The 16,938-nt window shown below is 62.7% G+C and carries 16 protein-coding genes; 8 read left to right on the top strand and 8 right to left on the bottom strand.

Annotated elements, in window-relative coordinates:
• Positions 1-5 precede the first annotated feature (5 nt).
• The 6 genes from ACW17U_RS09555 to ACW17U_RS09530 form a co-directional block, all read right to left on the bottom strand.
• On the bottom strand, positions 6-443 hold the full coding sequence (locus ACW17U_RS09555; RefSeq protein ID WP_492052154.1) for a Spy/CpxP family protein refolding chaperone: 438 nt from the start codon (positions 441-443) through the stop codon (positions 6-8).
• Positions 443-724 (bottom strand): hypothetical protein, encoded by a 282-nt coding sequence (locus ACW17U_RS09550; RefSeq protein ID WP_492052152.1) that lies wholly within the window; start codon positions 722-724, stop codon positions 443-445. The genes ACW17U_RS09555 and ACW17U_RS09550 overlap by 1 nt, the downstream gene beginning before the upstream one ends.
• A 94-nt stretch (positions 725-818) precedes the next feature.
• Positions 819-1,754, bottom strand: a complete 936-nt coding sequence (gene copD / locus ACW17U_RS09545; protein WP_492052151.1) for a copper homeostasis membrane protein CopD — start codon at positions 1,752-1,754, stop codon at positions 819-821.
• 6 nt (positions 1,755-1,760) lie between these two features.
• The gene (copC, locus tag ACW17U_RS09540) at positions 1,761-2,123 is read right to left on the bottom strand and encodes a copper homeostasis periplasmic binding protein CopC (RefSeq protein ID WP_492052149.1); all 363 of its coding nucleotides are present in this window, start codon (positions 2,121-2,123) and stop codon (positions 1,761-1,763) included.
• A 490-nt stretch (positions 2,124-2,613) separates the two neighbouring features.
• Positions 2,614-3,420, bottom strand: a complete 807-nt coding sequence (locus tag ACW17U_RS09535; protein WP_419252646.1) for a DUF5681 domain-containing protein — start codon at positions 3,418-3,420, stop codon at positions 2,614-2,616.
• Positions 3,417-4,742, bottom strand: coding sequence for a site-specific DNA-methyltransferase (locus ACW17U_RS09530; RefSeq protein WP_492052146.1), 1,326 nt, complete (start codon positions 4,740-4,742; stop codon positions 3,417-3,419). The genes ACW17U_RS09535 and ACW17U_RS09530 overlap by 4 nt, the downstream gene beginning before the upstream one ends.
• Positions 4,743-4,923: 181 nt before the next feature.
• Here ACW17U_RS09530 and ACW17U_RS09525 point away from each other — a divergent pair, with 181 nt between their 5' ends.
• From ACW17U_RS09525 to ACW17U_RS09515, 3 genes are read left to right on the top strand one after another with little or no spacing between them, the layout of a single operon-like run.
• Positions 4,924-5,202, top strand: a complete 279-nt coding sequence (locus tag ACW17U_RS09525) for a DUF3489 domain-containing protein (RefSeq protein ID WP_492052145.1) — start codon at positions 4,924-4,926, stop codon at positions 5,200-5,202.
• Positions 5,202-5,615: a DUF2924 domain-containing protein gene (locus ACW17U_RS09520; protein ID WP_492052143.1), complete on the top strand. Its 414-nt coding sequence runs from the start codon at positions 5,202-5,204 to the stop codon at positions 5,613-5,615. Before ACW17U_RS09525 ends, ACW17U_RS09520 begins: the two co-directional genes overlap by 1 nt.
• Complete coding sequence (locus ACW17U_RS09515; protein WP_492052141.1) at positions 5,612-7,255, top strand: recombinase family protein; 1,644 nt, start codon at positions 5,612-5,614, stop codon at positions 7,253-7,255. Before ACW17U_RS09520 ends, ACW17U_RS09515 begins: the two co-directional genes overlap by 4 nt.
• A gap of 466 nt (positions 7,256-7,721) precedes the next feature.
• Here the strand turns inward: ACW17U_RS09515 and ACW17U_RS09510 are convergent, their stop codons facing one another.
• Together ACW17U_RS09510 and ACW17U_RS09505 are read right to left on the bottom strand one after the other, a co-directional pair.
• Complete coding sequence (locus ACW17U_RS09510; protein WP_492052140.1) at positions 7,722-8,420, bottom strand: IS6 family transposase; 699 nt, start codon at positions 8,418-8,420, stop codon at positions 7,722-7,724.
• Positions 8,421-8,648: 228 nt separating this feature from the next.
• On the bottom strand, positions 8,649-9,011 hold the full coding sequence (locus ACW17U_RS09505; protein ID WP_492052139.1) for an L-rhamnose mutarotase: 363 nt from the start codon (positions 9,009-9,011) through the stop codon (positions 8,649-8,651).
• 141 nt (positions 9,012-9,152) lie between these two features.
• Here ACW17U_RS09505 and ACW17U_RS09500 point away from each other — a divergent pair, with 141 nt between their 5' ends.
• The 5 genes from ACW17U_RS09500 (at position 9,153) to ACW17U_RS09480 (ending at position 16,622) form a co-directional block, all read left to right on the top strand.
• A complete protein-coding gene (locus ACW17U_RS09500) occupies positions 9,153-11,345 on the top strand; it encodes a polysaccharide lyase 6 family protein (RefSeq protein WP_492052138.1) in 2,193 nt (730 codons plus the stop codon).
• Positions 11,346-11,367: 22 nt separating this feature from the next.
• A complete protein-coding gene (locus tag ACW17U_RS09495) occupies positions 11,368-13,554 on the top strand; it encodes an alginate lyase family protein (RefSeq protein ID WP_492052136.1) in 2,187 nt (728 codons plus the stop codon).
• Positions 13,551-14,831: an MFS transporter gene (locus ACW17U_RS09490; protein ID WP_492052134.1), complete on the top strand. Its 1,281-nt coding sequence runs from the start codon at positions 13,551-13,553 to the stop codon at positions 14,829-14,831. The genes ACW17U_RS09495 and ACW17U_RS09490 overlap by 4 nt, the downstream gene beginning before the upstream one ends.
• 26 nt (positions 14,832-14,857) lie before the next feature.
• A complete protein-coding gene (locus ACW17U_RS09485) occupies positions 14,858-15,610 on the top strand; it encodes an SDR family NAD(P)-dependent oxidoreductase (protein ID WP_492052132.1) in 753 nt (250 codons plus the stop codon).
• A gap of 253 nt (positions 15,611-15,863) precedes the next feature.
• Positions 15,864-16,622, top strand: a complete 759-nt coding sequence (locus ACW17U_RS09480) for a FadR/GntR family transcriptional regulator (RefSeq protein WP_492052130.1) — start codon at positions 15,864-15,866, stop codon at positions 16,620-16,622.
• The last annotated feature ends 316 nt before the right edge of the window (positions 16,623-16,938 follow it).

Raw genomic sequence — 16,938 nt, 5'->3', positions numbered from 1 at the left:
CGCTGCTAGTCTTCGCCGGGCGCGAGCGCCGTGACGATGCGGTCGTCGAAAACCTCGGCCTGTGCTGGCGTCAGCACCGAGCGCATCTCGAAGACGTGGGCTATGGTCTCTTTCTGGAGCGCGCCCATGGCGACGTGGAAATGATCGACCGCAGCCTGGACCTGCGGACTGTCGCCGTCGCTCTGTTCGATGGCACGGGCCAGTTCCAGGTTCGCCGCGCGCACCTGATCCTCGAGCGCCGGCCGCCTGGCGGCGAAGCGCGCCTCGATGCTCTCGATCCGGCGAAGCTGGGGTGCTGACAGCTTCAGATCGTGGTGGACGATGTCGTGCAGCGACGCCGGTTCCCGGCGCTTCAGGACCCAGCTGGCGCTGACCCATGTGCCTGCACCGCTGGCGAGGGCAGCCAGAACGGCGGTCAGGACAATCGCGCGCCAGCCGCGCATCATCGGCCGGTTTCCAGTTGGGCGAGGGGCGACAGGCCCGCGTGCGCCGAGAAGATCGCCATGTCTCCGGCAGGGCGAGGCACCGCGACCGCACCGAACGCCCCAGCCGTCAGCCCTGTGACCAGAGCCATGGCGACCGCTCCAACCCGAAGCCGGGTCGCGGTCCGTTCACCTTGAAGGCTGTCCACCCGCGCCCAGACCCCGGTTTCGAATGTCGCCGTCGGGCTTTCCATGGGCGTTTGCGCCAGTGTGGTCAGAAGATCATCCAGATTGCGCGTCATCGAACCTCTCCGTTCGCCCCACTTGCACTACGCATCCGCGCGTTTGAGCCCTCGCCGGACAGTCCCAATCCAGCGTGATCACTGTGACGGCCAATCATATCGCCATGTCCATAGCGGCGACTGGAGCCAGTGTGCCCATGACGGCGACGACCGCGAGAAGCGCAAGAGCCAGGCCGGTTTCCAGAACCAGGCTGCGCTTGAGGCGCCGCAATGCGAGGGCGAGATTTCCCGGTTCCTCCAGAGCATCTCCAAGGTCTGGCGTCAGATGGAAGCGATTGGCGGCGGCGAGGACCAGCATCAGGGCGAACAGCGCCAGCTTTCCCGTCAGCAGCAGGCCGTAAGGCGTGGTGACCAGGCCGGAAAGACGGTCGGGGCCGACCATGAACCAGCTGTTGATCAGACCGCTGAGAACCAGGATCGCGACCGCCGCCATCCCGACCCCCGAAAACCCGTGCAGCGCCCGGTAGAGGGTCCGGTCGGCTGCCGGCGTTCCCTCGCCTGCTTTGAGAGCCAGGATCAGAAGGGCGACGAGCGCGCCCAGCCAAACCGCTGCGCCCCAGCCGTGGAGGACGGCCGCCATCAGATGGGTCAAATGGCCGGCGCCTTCAGTGGCCGCGCCGTGGCCAGTCCAGGCAAAGCTGGCGACCGCAATCATCCCGGCCACGCTGACTGCGATCCATATCCCGCGCGACGGCGCTGCCGCCACCAGGAGCAGAGCGGCTGCGGCCGCAATGAGGGCGCGGATCAGGAAGGCTGGGCCGAGACTCGACCCCGTCATCATGAACGCCAACGAGGCCGGCTTGAGGCCTTCGGTGATCGAGCCCGCCATCACCGCCGTCTGGGCAAGGAGCGCGATCGCCGAGGCCAAGGACAGTAAAACGGCGCCGGCGATGATCAGACGCCTCGGCCATTGGAGCGCCCGGGCCTCCGGCTCGCTCAGCCCGTAAAGAAGGAAAAGGGGTGTCCCCATGAGGACCACAGCCCCCGAATACTGCGCCAGACGCAGCAGGATGACGAAGGCGTCCAGCACGCGAGGTCAGCGTACCGTGAAGGTGATGACGCCGGTCATGCGATGGCCGTCGGACGAGGCTGCGTGCCAGTTTGCGTTGTACGTCCCGGCTGCTAATGGGCGAGAGGGCTTACCTGACAGCGTCCGCCCGTCCTGCGAGACCGTCGTGGGCACCGCGAAGGTCGAGCCCGCCGCGTTGACGACCTCCAGACCGGAGAACGCCGGGGCGACGCGTTCACTGAAGGTCACCGAAATCGACGCGGGCGATGCGACCGTCGCGTTGGCCGCAGGCGTGGAGGCGACGACCCGCGCATGAGCGCCGGCCTGGGTTCCCATCAACAGAAGGGTACAAGCCGCGCCGAGGGTGCAGAGACTCTTGCGGGAAAACATCGGGAAAACTCCGTAAAACCAGAAGGGCTCATAGAGATATACGGCGCTGAACGCATGAGCCCTCGCTCAGGCGTGCGTACGGCGGTCCGTCGCACTCGGCAGATGGGACGCGCGACAACAGTCCGTAACAACTGAGGCGGAAGCGCTCCAAGCAGCCAACGTAAACGCCATCCTGTCCGAAGCAGAACGCACAGGCAGTGTAATGGCCAACCCTAGAAGCAAACCTTCCCAAGGTCCGCGATGATTCAGGTGTCCCCGGTAACGGGATACGCGAGGACGATGCCTTGGCCGCCGCCCACAAGCGGACCTTCCGAAGGTCAGAGAAGAGTCAGGGTTAGCCGATCAGTGAGGCCAACCCGAAGGTCTGATTGGGGTCGGGAGCGGAAATCAGCGCGAGGACCACATCCGGACCTTCGCACTGTGTCCAATGTCCGGTTCCTGGAGCGATCCCAAGGTCCGCTAGTGGCGCTGAGCAGAAGGTCATCGAGGCTCAGCGACTACTGTCGATCCGTAACTGACGCAGTCGCTCCCGCCGCTCGTGATTTTTGGCCTGTTCCTGGTGCCACTCTCCGATGTTGAAGCCTGGGGCCCGCCGCGTCGGCTCATCTGGGATCAATCGGCCGATCATGTCCGCGAGCCGCTGCTCATGGGCGATTTCGATCTCATAGACCTCCCGAAGCTCCGGATTCTCTTCGATCTCCTGCCTATAGGCCTCGATCTCCAGCAAGGACTCTGCCCGACGTGCCGCGAGCTTGTCCCAGTGCGCCTTGTGATGGTCATCCATCGGGCCATTGAAGATGACCTGACCGGCGCGGATATCCAACAGAATGTCGTCGGGGTGTGGGATCGGATTTGGGCGGGCTTCACCTCTGCGATCACAGGCTTCGAAAACCTCCTCCCAGCCCTTCTTGTACTCGATCGCGGCCCCCATCATTGCGTCACGCTCGCTGAGCGACCGCTGTTCCACGGCCTGCACGAGGCCGGTGACGGCAAGCTGTGCTCTGTGGCTGCCTTTCACGGCGGCGACGCCCAGGCTTCGGAGTACGGCCTGGATCATCGGAAGCTCCTCGAGCTTCCCGTTTTCGCGGATCTGGATCGGCCGATAGGCCTCCTGCATGATCAGATCCTCCAGCCCTGACGCGCGACTTGCCGTCTTGCCCGGCTTTGCCTTCTTCCTGGGACGGCCGCGGGGATTGCCAGATGCACCCTTGCGGAACTGATGCTGCGCTGGCGGCTGACCATACCCGACCAGGGCCTTGCTCGGGCTGCCGGGGTCCCCATCGTCGGGCGCGCTCACTTCAGCTCCTCCCGCGAGCGCTGCACCTCGGTCGCCTCGAAGGTCGCACCATCCTGGGCAAGTTTCGCCGCCTTGCCAGTGAGCTTCTCAAACCGCCGCACAATGGTGTCGCAGTAGAGCGGGTCGAACTCGATGAGGCGGGCCGACCGACCGCATGTCTCCGCGGCGATCAGAGTGGTGCCGGATCCGCCAAATCCGTCGAGCACGATGCCGCCCCGCTTCGAGCAGTCACGGATCGCGTCGGCCACCAGAGCGGTTGGCTTAACGGTGGGATGCATCGCGAGCATCTCCCCGCGCCCCGATCCTAGACTGCTGATCCCCGGATAGTCCCAGACGTTGGTGCGGTATCGCCCGTCCTCACCAAGGCCGAAGCTGTTCACGTGTGGAGCTGTCCCGACCTTGAACACGAACACCAGCTCGTGCTTGGACCGATAGAAGGTGCCCATCCCGCCATTGGTCTTGTTCCAGATGCAGAGGTTCTTCAGCTCGCTGAACACCTGCTCGCCGGCCGCTAGCAATTCCCCCATGTGGCGCCAGTCCATGCATACGAAGGCGATGGTGCCATCGCGACTGACGCCGGCCATCGCGCCGAGGGTCTCCCGCAGGAACGCTGTGAACGCGGCCGAGGACATCTCGCCGGCACCCATGGCGAACTCGCGATGCTGGATGCTCCCCAAGCCGGAGACGTGCCCATCGATCGGCACATTGTAAGGCGGATCCGTGAATACAAGGTCGGCGATATCGCCCCGCATGAGCCGGGCATAGTCCTCCGGATTGCGCGCATCGCCGCAGATCAGCCGGTGGCGCCCAAGCTCCCAGATGTCGCCCATCCGGCTTACCGCCGCCGTCGCGAAAGGCGGGACCTGATCCTCCGGACCGGGAGGCGCGTCGGGGTCGCTGTCTCGGGACAAGTCGAGGGTAAGGTCGACCTCGGCCAGGGAAAAGCCGGTCAGGGTCACGTCGAAGTCCAGGTCGATAAGGGCCTGGAGTTCGATCGCAAGGATCTCGGTGTCCCAGCCTGCGTTGAGCGCGAGTTTGTTGTCAGCGAGCACGTAGGCTCGGCGTTCGGTCTCGCTAAGGTGGGACAGGCGGAGGATCGGCACCGATTCCAGGCCGAGAAGCTTTGCAGCTTCAACCCGGCCATGACCGGCGATGATCTGACCCTCGTCGCTCACCAGCACCGGATTGGTGAAGCCGAACCGCTGGATACTGTCGGCGATCTGCTTGATCTGCTTTTTGGAATGACGCCTAGCGTTTCGGGCGTAAGGTTTGAGCGTGCTTGGTGCGCGGTGCTCGACTTCAAGTTCGGCGGGGCGAGTCACCTGCCGAACATATCATGAACTCGTGATTCTGAAACTAATGGCCGCAACCTGCCGCTGCCTGCGCTGAGGTTCCACTGGACTGCGGCGGGCGTCCGAGCATTGCTGTTGGCGTCCAGCCCGGCAGTCCGGGTTTTGCTCAGTGCGGGCCAACACCGGCCCCATGAGCGAAGGACAACTTCAAATGACCAAGTCATTCCGCCGATCCGGCGCCTTGCCCACAGACTCAACCGCCGAAATCCCGACCGAGCCGGCCAAGACGAAAATCGCCAGCGTCGTCGACCTGCTTCGCAACCCGGGCGGCGCGACCCTCGAGACTATGATGCGCGCTACAGGCTGGCAGGCGCACTCGGTCCGCGGCGCCCTGGCCGGATCGATCAAGAAGGGCATGGGCCTGCACGTTGTCTCTGAGAAGGTCGACGGTGTCCGGATTTATCGCATCCCGGCGAAGGTCCCGGCGTGATGATCGATCCCGCAATTACCGAGGAGGTTCGAGCGCTCGAGCGCCTGGACCTGGAGGGGCTGCGAGCGGTTTGGCGCAAGCGCTATGGACATCCGCCGACGCTGAGGTCGACCGACCTTTTGGCTAGGCTCTTGGCTTGGGGGATTCAATCCGAGGCCTTCGGAGGCTTGGACGCCGAGACCCGGTCGACCCTCTTTCGAATGAGTCTCCCCGTCGCTGCGCCCAGTCTCGCCCCAGGCATGCGTCTGGAACGTATCTGGCGTGGGACCACCCAGACCGTCGAGATCGTCGAAGGCGGGTTCCGCTGGAGTGGACAGACCTATCGTAGCCTTTCACAGGTGGCCCAAGCGATCACGGGCGTGAAGTGGAACGGTCCAAGGTTCTTCGGGCTGCGGCGGGACTCAGCGCGATGAGCCAGAAGCTTCGCTGCGCCATCTACACCCGAAAGTCCTCTGAAGAGGGGCTCGATCAGAGCTTCAACAGCCTGCACGCCCAGCGCGAGGCGTGCGAGGCCTATGTGCTGAGCCAAGCCGGGGAGGGATGGTCGGCCCTCAGGACCACCTACGACGATGGTGGGTTCTCCGGCGGTTCAATGGAGCGGCCGGGCTTGGCCCAACTGCTCAGTGACATCGCCGCAGGCAAGATCGATGTGGTGGTGGTCTATAAGGTCGATCGATTGACCCGGTCGTTGGCGGATTTCGCCAAGATCGTTGAAACCTTTGACGCGCGGGGCGTCTCGTTCGTTTCGGTCACCCAGGCCTTTAACACCACCAACAGCATGGGCCGGTTGACCCTCAACGTTCTGCTGTCGTTCGCCCAGTTCGAGCGCGAGGTCACCGGCGAGCGCATTCGCGACAAGATCGCCGCCTCCAAAGCCAAGGGCATGTGGATGGGCGGTACTATTCCTCTGGGCTACGACCTTCGTGAGCGCAAGCTGATCATAAATCTCGTCGAGTCCGAACTCGTCCGGGACATCTTCGCGCGCTACCTGGCCGGATCGTCGGCGGCGTCGCTGGCGGAGGATCTTGAGCGCGCCGGCGTCCGCTCCAAGGCCTGGACGACGCGCGCGGGCCGGCCGATGGGCGGCAAGGTCATGGGCAAGGGCGCCATCGTCCATATCCTTCAGAGCCGGCTTTACCTCGGTGAGATCGTCCACAAAGGACAGGTCCATACCGGCGAGCATGAAGCGATCATCTCGCGGGAGGTGTTTGATACGGCCGCGGCCCAGATGGCTGCGAAGGCGGCGCTGCGTGGCAGTCGGCCGTCGCGCGCTGTGGCGGGACCACTCAAAGGTCGACTGTTCGATGGTTTGGGTCAGCCAATGAGCCCGAGCTTTGCCTATGGCAAAGCTGGAAAGCTGCATCGCTACTACATCGCCATGGCGTTGCAGCGCGGCGTCAAGCTGGCGCAGGCTGATGGCTTCATACGCCGGGTGTCAGCGCCTGCGGTTGAGGGTTTCCTTGTCGGCATCTTGAACCGGATCAGCACCCGAGACGATGTGGAGACCGCCGACTTGCAGGATGTTGTGCATCGCGTGGAGCTGCGGGCGGCTGAGACCCATCTCATCATAGATTCCGAGATGTTCTTTCCCGGCGAGAATCCGGAGCTTGTACTGGCCGCGGTTCGCAAGGCCCTCGTTGAGGGCGAACAGGCGGTTGCAGAACGCGGGCAGCAAAATGCGATCCGGCTGGTGCTGCCCCAACGTCTCCAACTCCGCGGCGGGCGGACATCAATCCGCGGGGGTTCGGCGGATGAGCGGCCTAGGCGGATCAATCCCGGGCTTGTGAACGCCCTGAAGCGCGCCCATGCCTACTTGCTCGAACTGAAGGCCTCGCCGTTTTCGAGTCGGGAAGACCTTCAATCTGCCGTGGCGCCGGCGACGCAACATGATCGTCAGGTGTGTCGCCTCGCTCTGATGTCGCCGGATATCCAGCGCCAAATTCTCGTGGGTGACCAGCCCGCCGGCATAACCCTTCGAAACATCCTGAAAACGCCGATGCCGCTTGCCTGGGCAGACCAGATGGCGTGGCTGGAGACGATTTCGCGCGGGTGATTTAGCCCCGAAAATTATCCCTGCTCCAGGGCGAATTGTTCCCTGTTCAACTCGATAATGTTCCCTGTTGCCGGCTTGCAAATTCCCTGTTTGCGAGCTGAAGCATCGTGGAAGATTTCGTGATTATTGCATTAAATTCAGAAGGTTATGTAGGCATGAGCGTCTTGGGGAGGCCGATGGTGCGTTTCAAATGTCCCTGCAATCCCTGTTATCTGCTCATAACAGGGAAACCGTCACGGTTTTTGATGCGCGGAGACAGGCCGTGAAATGGAGGGGTTTGGGGGCCGAACAGGGCCATCGGAGACCAGGCCGAATGACGGATTGGTCTCGCTGGAAGCCCGGTGCGCCGGGGCTTTGGAGACTTGGTCTCAGAGAAGAGCCAAGTTGCCCAGACTGCGTGGCGGTGCTGTCAGTCTAACCCCAACTTGTCTCCACTGGGCGCAGTTCGAGCAGAAGCAGCCTGGTCTCAAGCCATGAGAGATTGCCACTCAGCCAAGGCGGCTGAGCGTTGCGTCTTGTAAGTCTCCCGGTTGATGAGGTGGCGGTCCTGGTTGAAGTGGTTGTGGAAGGCGGCGTGGACGGAGCTGAATTTCTGCAGGCTCTTCATCTGTCGGAACCGCAGCATGGCCCGTTCTCGTCGCCGGAACGGTAGGTGTGAGTTCTCACAACGGTTGTTGGCCCAGCGGCCAATCTCCTGCTTCTCGGTGTTGCCGAGTTCCTTCATCGCCGCCCTATAAGAGCGCAGGCCGTCGGTGGTGACCGCCTTGGCACGTCCGTGCCGCTTCATCAGTTTCTTCATGAACTTCAACGCCGCAGGCTTGTCGCGGGTCTTGCTGGCGAAGGACTCTAGCACTTCACCCTCGTGGTCGACGGCCCGCCAGAGGTAGTGCATCTGGCCGTTGATCTTCACGTAGATCTCGTCGAGATGCCATTTCCAGTGCGTGAAGGTCCTCATCCGCCGGACCCGTTTTTGGCGGATCTCGGCGGCCAACATCGGGCCAAACCTGTTCCACCAGAACCGCACCGTCTCGTGGCAAATGTCGATGCCCCGTTCGGCCAGGAGGTCTTCAACGTTCCTAAGCGACAGCGGGTACTTGACGTACATCATCACCACCAGGCGGATCACCTCGGGCGAGCTGTTGAAGTAGCGGAATGGGTTGCTCATCCCAGCAGGCTACCGGCCAGGGGCGGCGTCAGCAATTTGCTCTGACAGCGCCCCCATGCATCACGGCAATGTCCTTTCGGGCGTGGGCCAAGAGCCGCTTCTGACCCACGGCAGACCTTTGACAGGTCCGCTTGGCGGTCCGGTTCAGCAGGTGGTCTTGCACACTCGTTTCCGAGCTGGGGCCCCAAGACTTTCCCGGAAGAATAGGAAGCGCCAGAAGCTCAAGGCCTAACTGGTGCTCTTGTCCAGATATTCCCGTAATGAGAAAATATTCTCCATTGCGCGCCATTTCTCTGCCGGCATGGAATTCGGCAGAGCCTTCTGAAAGCTCCACATCAATAATTCCCACTCCCGTACACTTACATTTTTGTTGTCGTAGGCAAGTTTGGATTCAAAGTTGAACTGTTCGGTGACCTCAAGGATCATTGTAAGTCTATTCTCAACGAGAAATATCTCCATATCGATGACGCCGACCTCCTTGAGGCCAGCGGCGACATCCGGCGAAAAGTTCGCGTGCTGGTGATAGCGCCGATAGCTGTCGATGAGATCGGGCGCGTCCTTCAGATCCACCGCCATACACAGCCGCTGCATCGAAGCCCCCTGTCTTTTTGTGGACGACCAATCGTCACAGAATTATTCAGCCATAATGGCAGACCGATTGGTTGACAATAATCGGGAAGAATCTAGGTTGCCCTCAAGCCGCGAGGTCGGCGTTGGTGGGGGAGGCTTGCCGTGCGAGCGTTTTGGATCGCTGCTGCTTTGTGCGTTGTAGGTTCCGCCGGTGCCGTTTCGGCGGCCGAACGGCTGGTTCGGGACCCCTCCCAGTACCGCGCCGCCCTGAGCGCCTCGCGACCCGGCGACAGCATCGTCCTCGCCGATGGCGTCTGGCGCGATTTTGAAATCGTGTTTGAAGGCCAGGGCACAGCGAAGGCTCCGATCACGCTCCGGGCCCAGAATCCCGGCCGCGTGAGCCTGGAGGGGCGGTCGAGCCTCAAGCTGGCGGGCCGCTATCTGAAGGTCTCGGGCCTGGTGTTTCGGAACGGCTATTCGCCCAGCGGCGAAGTGATCGCCTTTCGCCGGGACTCCAAGACCCTGGCCAATGACTCGCGTGTCACTGAAACGGTGATCGACGGGTTCAACAACCCCGACCGGGGCCAGGTCGATTACTGGGTGGCGCTGTACGGCAAGAACAATCGTTTCGACCACAACCATGTGGAAGGCAAGCTCAACAGCGGCGTGACGCTGGCCGTGATCCTGTCCACGCCCGAGAGTCTCCAGAACCATCACCGGATTGATCACAACTATTTTGGACCCCGGCCGCCATTGGGCTCAAATGGCGGCGAGACCATCCGGATCGGGGTCAGTCAGCACTCGCTGTCGGATTCCAACACCCTGGTCGAAAACAACTATTTCGAGCGCACCAACGGCGAAGCCGAGATCATCTCCAACAAGTCGGGTGGCAATATCTACCGCGGCAATGTCTTCGTACGCGCTCAGGGGGCCCTGACGCTCCGGCACGGCAACGGGAATCTCGTCGAAGGCAATGTCTTCCTGGGCGGCGGCGAGCCGCACACCGGAGGCGTGAGGGTAATCAACGCCGACCAGACCGTCCGCGGCAACCTCTTTGCAGGCCTGGCCGGCGAAGGCTTCACCGGGGCGCTTGTGGTGATGAACGGGGTGCCGAACTCACCGCTGAATCGCTACCATCAGGTCCGTAATGCCCTGATCGAAAACAATATTTTCCTGGACGTGGCGCGGATTGAATTCGGCGTGGGCGCTTCGGCCGAGCGCTCCGCTCCGCCGATTTCCAGCATCATGCGCAACAATCTGATCATGGGTCATGGCGACGCGCACACCCTGGTGACCGGAAGTGACATTTCGGGCGTGACCTTCAGTGGCAACATCGTGTCGGGTGTCGCCAAGCCGGACGGCCTGGCGGGGTTTGAGGCCCGCGCGATCGAACGCCAACCCGGCCCTGGCGGCGTAAGCCTGCCGGCTGCCTCGGTGTTGAAGGCGCTCGGGCTGTCAGGCATGCCGCCCATTCCCGCGCGGGATGAAACGGGCGTGTCCTGGTATCCCAAGGGCGGATCCGAGATCAGCTTCGACAGCGGCAAGGTCACGGCCGTATCGCCGGGCGCCGATGGCATTGCCAGGGCCGTGGCCGCAGCAGCGCCCGGTGACGTCCTGCAACTGGTGGCAGGTGACTATACCGAGAGCCGGACCATCGACATTCCGGTCGCCCTCACGCTCAGGACGGCCAGGACCAGCAGTGGCGCGATGGCAAAGATCGTCTTCGAGCGTTCGACCCTGTTCAACCTGGTGGGCAAGGGGGATCTGAAGCTCGAGCGCGTAAGGATCAGTGGCGAGGCAGCCCCCGACTCGGTGGGGGACACGGTCATACGTGCGGCCCCTTCCTATCCGCTGCACAATTACCGGGTGGAGATCATCGGCAGCGAGATCTCTGACCTGGTGGTCAACAAGGGCTTCTCGGTCCTGAAGGCCGAAAAGGGGACCTTTGCCGAGCGGATCCGCATCGTCGATTCCGCCTTCAGCAACCTGACTGGCCCGGTTCTGAGCCTGGCGGGTGAGACGGAGGCTTTTGGCCTTTACAGCGCCGAAGCCGTCGAAATCTCGGGTTCGAGTTTCAGCAAGATCGGGGCACCCGCTCTGGACGTACTCCGTGGGGGTACGGACGAAAGCACCTTTGGTCCGCGCATTGTCGTCGCCAATTCGGTCTTCCGCGACGTGGGTGCGGCGGGCGGCCCCTCCATGGAGATGGTTGGGGCCCAGGACGTGCGCCTGTCGGCAAACCGTTTCGAACGGGCCGGATCGGCGCGCGTGACCATCAAGGTCGGAGAACCGCGTCTGTTCGAGACCGGCAGTGTCGGTCGCACGGCGCTCGAAATCATCGACAACCGTCGCTAGCCGTCAACTCAAGGCTTTGATCATGTCCACGACCTCCAGGTGCCTGCCGCTCGCGGCACTCGCGGCCTTCGCATTCCATCCGGCACCCACGCTGGCGAAGGTCGCGCCTCCGCCACCGCAGAGCGGCGCTGCACCCCTGTTCGACCAGAGTCTGGCCAAGGCCAAGACCTGGGTAGACGGCGAAATGGCCAGCCCGATCGCTGTCCCGCTCCCGGCGGACGCCGGTGGCGGCTACACCCATGAGCGACACAAGGACAATTACCGTTTCATCCATGATGCGGGGGTCATGTACCGGCGGACGGGCAACCCGGCCTATGCCGACCGGGTCCGCAGGATGCTGCTTGAGTATGCGGCGCTCTATCCGAAGCTTGGGCCGCACCCGAAGGCTACGGGCCAAGTGGCGGGTCGCCTCTTCTGGCAACTCCTCAATGACAGTGTCTGGCTGGTCAACAGCATCCAGGGCTATGCGGACGTTCGCGACGCCATACCGGCGGCCGATCGCGACGTGATCGAGCGCGGCCTGTTCCGGCCCATGGCCCAGTTTCTGTCCACGGGATCGCCGAAGGTCTTCGACAGCCTGCACAACCATGGCACCTGGGCCTTGGCGGGCGTCGGCATGACCGGCCATGTGCTCGGTGACAAGGACCTGGTGACCAAGGCCCTCTACGGCCTGGATGGCAGCGGAAAATCCGGCTTCTACAAGCAGCTGGACGAGCTTTTCTCACCGGACGGCTACTACACCGAAGGCCCCTACTATCAGCGTTACGCCCTGTTGCCGTTCGTGCTCTTTGCGCACTCGGTCCAGGCCAACGACCCTCAGCGCAAGATCTTCGCCTATCGTGATGGCGTCCTGCTGAAGGCTGTTCACGCCGAGATTCAGCAGTCCTATGCGGGCCGGTTTTTTCCCATCAATGACTCCCTGAAGGAAAAGGGTCTCGACACGCCGGAAATGCTCGATGCAGTGGCTATTGCCTATGGGGTCGAGAAGGATCCCTCCCTGCTGTCGATCGCCGTGGGACAGGGCGGGGTCGCGCTGAGCGATGACGGACTGGCTGTCGCCGCCGCCATCGGGCGGGGTGAGGCCAAGCCCTTCGGGTTCGCCTCGATCGCCTTGCGCGACGGCGGCAAGGGTGATCGTGGCGCGCTGGTGGTGATGCGATCGAAGCCGGGAGCAGGCGACCAGGCCCTGGTCTTCAAGAGCACCGCCCAGGGCATGGGGCACGGGCATTTCGACAAGCTGGGATGGCTGTTCTACGACGCGGGCCGCGAAGTGGTTTCCGACTATGGTTCGGCCCGGTTCCACAATATCGAGGCCAAGGCTGGCGGTCGCTACCTGCCCGAAAACAACAGCTGGGCCAAGCAGACCGTGGCTCACAACACCCTGGTGGTCGATGAGGCCAGTCACTATGGCTTCAAGCTCGAGGTCGCCGAGGCCAGGCCACCCAAGGTACTGACCTTCGAGGCACGCGATGGCATTCAGCTGTCCGCCGCCACTGCCGATGACGCCTATGACAAGGTGGGCTTCACGCGGGTCATGGCGATGATCGACCGCAAGGAGATCGGCCGCCCGATCGTGCTGGATCTGGTGAAGGCCAAGGGCACCACGGCCCACCGTTTTGACCTGCCCGTGCACTATCAGGGTCAGTTTATCGGGTCGGATCTGGCCTTTTCAGGTGGAACGAAAGGCCTCGCTCCCCTCGGTGTGGCCAACGGCTACCAGCATCTGTGGAACCGGGGTGAAGCGCCCGTAAAGGCCGGCTCGGGGCAACTGTCCTGGTTCAATGTCGACCGCTTCTACACCTTTACCTTCGCCTCCCCGAACGTCGATCAGGTGATCCTGACCGAGCTCGGAGCCAATGACCCCGACTACAATCTGCGAAACGAGCGCGCCTTTATGCTGCGCGGCGACGGCGACAAGGACTTTCAGGTCGTCTCCGTTCTCGAGCCGCACGGGGCCTATAGTCATGCCGAGGAATATGCCCGCGAAACCGCCCCGATGGTGCAAGCCGCCCGGCTAACCCAAGCGGAGGGTCTGGATCTCGTCCAGATCCGGACAACCAAGGGGTCTGAGCTCGCGATCGGCATCTCCTACAACCCTGACCCCAACACAGAACACGTCATCAAGACGGCTGCCGGCACCTTTGGATGGAGGGGCTTCTTCGGCGTTGCCTCGCCCACTGGGCTGGCAAATGCGGAGAAACGGCCATGAAGGTTCGCGGTCTGAGATGGGCAATCGTCGCCCTGGTCGGCTTCGCCACCGTGATCAACTACATCGACCGCAACGCCCTTGCGGTGATGTGGCCCGAGATGTCCAAGACCATGGGGGTCGGCAAGGAAGAGTATGCCCTGGTCCTGACCTGTTTCATGATTTTCTATGCCCTGGGCCAATCGGTTTTCGGCAAGATCTTTGACGCCCTGGGCACGCGGATCGGCTTTGTCCTGTCCATTGCCGTCTGGTCGGCCTCGATCGCCCTGCACGCCCTGGCCCATTCGGTGCTGGTTCTCAGCATCCTGCGGGCTGCACTGGGCCTTAGTGAAGCGGGCAATTGGCCTGGCGCCACCAAGGCCAATGCCGAATGGTTTCCGGTGAAGGAGCGGGCCTTTGCGCAAGGCATTTTCAATGCGGGCGCGTCGGTAGGAGCCATCATCGCGGCACCGCTGATCGCCTTGCTCTACCTGTCTATCGGTTGGCAGGCGACCTTCATTCTGATCGGGGTTCTGGGCTTTCTGTGGATCATACCCTGGTTGCTGGTCTACCGGTCGGGCCCGGAAACTCACCCCTGGCTGCACGAGGACGAGCGGGCCTATATCCTGACAGGCCAGCGCCCGGCTGCGACCGACGTGGCCCAGTCACAATCGGACTATGTGCCCAGGTTCAGTGAACTCCTTCATCACAAGGAAGCCTGGGGCCTGATCCTCTGCCGGTTCTTTCTGGATCCTGTCTGGTGGCTCTTTGTCTCCTGGCTGCCGATCTATCTGGCCGACAGGTTTGGCTTCGATATCAAGCAGATCGGGCTCTTTGGCTGGGTGCCCTATGTGGGTGCCGCCATCGGCAGCCTGTTTGGCGGCTGGATTTCGGGCTGGCTGCTGGCCCTGGGCTGGCCGGTGGGCCTGGCGCGCAAGACGGTCATCACCCTTGGTGGCGTGATCATGTTCCCAGCCCTGCTGATGACCATGAATGCCGCGACACCGCTCTATGCCGTTCTGCTGATTGCCGTGATCCTGTTCGGCTTCCAGATCGCGATCGGGAATATTCAAACCCTGCCCAGTGACTATCTCAGCGGCAAGTCGGTCGGGTCCCTGGCCGGGATCAGCGGCACGGCTGCCGTCCTCGGCGTGCTGATTACGATCTGGATCGTGCCGGTCATCACCAAGACGTCCTACGTCCTGTTCTTTGCCATGGGCGCGGCGCTTGTCCCCCTGGCCCTTCTCTCGATCTGGCTTCTGGGCGGCAAGGGCGAACGCCTTGTTGCCAGGACCCGCTAATGCAAGTTCCACAAGGGAATTCCACCATGCGTTTCACCAACAAGATTGCCGTCGTCACCGGTGGCGCGCGCGACATCGGCAAGGCGATCGTCCTGAAGCTGACCGCCGAAGGCGCTAAGGTGGCCTTCAACTATTTCGGCAGTGCGGACGCCGCAGCCGAGACCCTGGCCGAGGTTGAAGCTGCGGGTGGCAAGGCGATCGCCGTCAAGGGCGACATGACCCTGCAAAGCGACGTTGATCACCTGATGGAGTCGACGCGGCAGGCGTTTGGCGGGCCCGCTTCGCTGCTGGTCAATGTCGCCGGCGGGATGGTCGCTCGCAAGACACTGGATGAGATGGACGAAGGCTTCTTCGAGCAGGTCATGCGACTGAACCTGACCTCGACCTTCCTGGTCACCAAGGCTGCGGTCGCCCACATGGAGAGCGGCGCAGCCATCGTCAATCTGTCGTCCCAGGCCGGCAAGGATGGCGGCGGTCCTGGTGCCAGCGCATATGCCACGGCCAAGGGCGCGCTGATGACCTTCACCAAGGCCATGGCCAAGGAGTTGGGGCCGCAGGGTATTCGGGTCAACGCCTTGTGCCCGGGCATGATCAGCACCAGCTTTCACGACACCTTTTCCAAGGATGAAGTCCGGGCGAGGGTCGCAGGCATGACCCCGCTTCGCCGCGAGGGCATGGCACCGGAGATTGCTGAAGCCGTGGCCTTTCTGCTGAGCGACGAGGCCTCGTTCATGACGGGCGTGAATGTCGACATCAATGGCGGGTTGCTGATGAGCTGAGGTCCAGAGGCCTGGGACCAACCGGCGTCCATGGATTCTGAAATCTTCTCCCGCGCGGGGCCTTCTTTCTGATCGCCTGTCGATCCTCCCGCGCTTCTGGGGCGCCGGCCCAGGTCGGCGCCCCATTTTTCGTCTGGGCCGGGGCGAATGATCGTAGGGCAGCGGTCTTGAAAGCTGGCGCGGCTCGCGGCATAAAATGCGTGGCTGACCAATTGATTTGGCCGGTCAAGGCAAACGGGAAGCTCGCGGATCAATGACGTCACGCCGCCTCTACATGGACCTGTCACAGCAGATTCTCGCGCTCATCGAGAGTGGTGAATTCCCCGTAGGCACCCGATTGCCGCCGGAGCGCGAACTGGCCGTGCGCCTGGGCGTCAGTCGGCCCATCCTGCGCGAAGCCATCATCGCGCTTGAAGTTCTGGGCCGTGTCGAGGTCAAGACCGGCTCTGGCGTCTTGGTGACCCGGCCGCGCCGGAACAGCAACGAACTGGTCAGCGGTGTCGGTCCTTTTGAACTTACCCAGGCCCGTGCCGCCCTTGAGAGTGAAGCCGCCAGCCTGGCTGCGCCGATCATCACGGATGAAGAGCTTCGCACGCTTGAGGGCCTGCTGCAGCAAATGAGCCAAGCCGACGGTGTTGACGAGGAGGCCGCACAGGCCTTCGACCGGGAATTCCATCTTACCATTGCGCGAGCCACCCAAAACCAGGTGATCGAGAGCATGGTCGAGCAGCTCTGGGTGATCCGGAATGCGTCGACCGAGTGCCGGAGGGTCTATGCCCTCGTTTGCGGCGAGCACAGCGGCCAGCGTCACGATGAACATGACGGGATCCTCAGCGCGCTCAAGGCCCGCGACGCCGAGGGTGCCCGTACGGCCATGCGGCTACACTTCTCGCGCCTGCTGGAGGCCCTTCTGGCCGCAGCCGAGAACGAAGCCATTCGCCAGGTGAAGCTGCAGCTTTCTGAGAGCCGCACCCGGTTTGCCATCTCGCCAGGCCAGACCACGGCGGCCTGACCTGGTCATGGCCGGCGCACCACGCCGGCCATGATGATCGACTGAATCCCAAAGCCCTTTTCAATCGCTGCCCGCAAAACGGGGAGCGGGCGCGTGCCGTACACCTTCCTGTGCGCGGTCCTTCTGGCTGACCGGCTGTCGGCACCTTCGACAAGACACGTCTCCTCGCCAGGTGCCAGCAAGGTCGCGGCGGGCCAGTTTTGAGCGGCCGATCTTGGTTGCTTACATGGCTGCTAAATCGGCTGAACAATTTGTTGGCCAATTGGTTGACAATAAAGCCCGCTGCGGTAAGCCTGCTATCAATCCCGCTACACGT

The sequence above is a fragment of the Caulobacter sp. AVps16 genome, assembly GCF_058681455.1.
The sequence above is the reverse complement of the archived record's forward strand: the minus strand, read 5'-3'. Positions and strand labels throughout refer to the sequence as shown.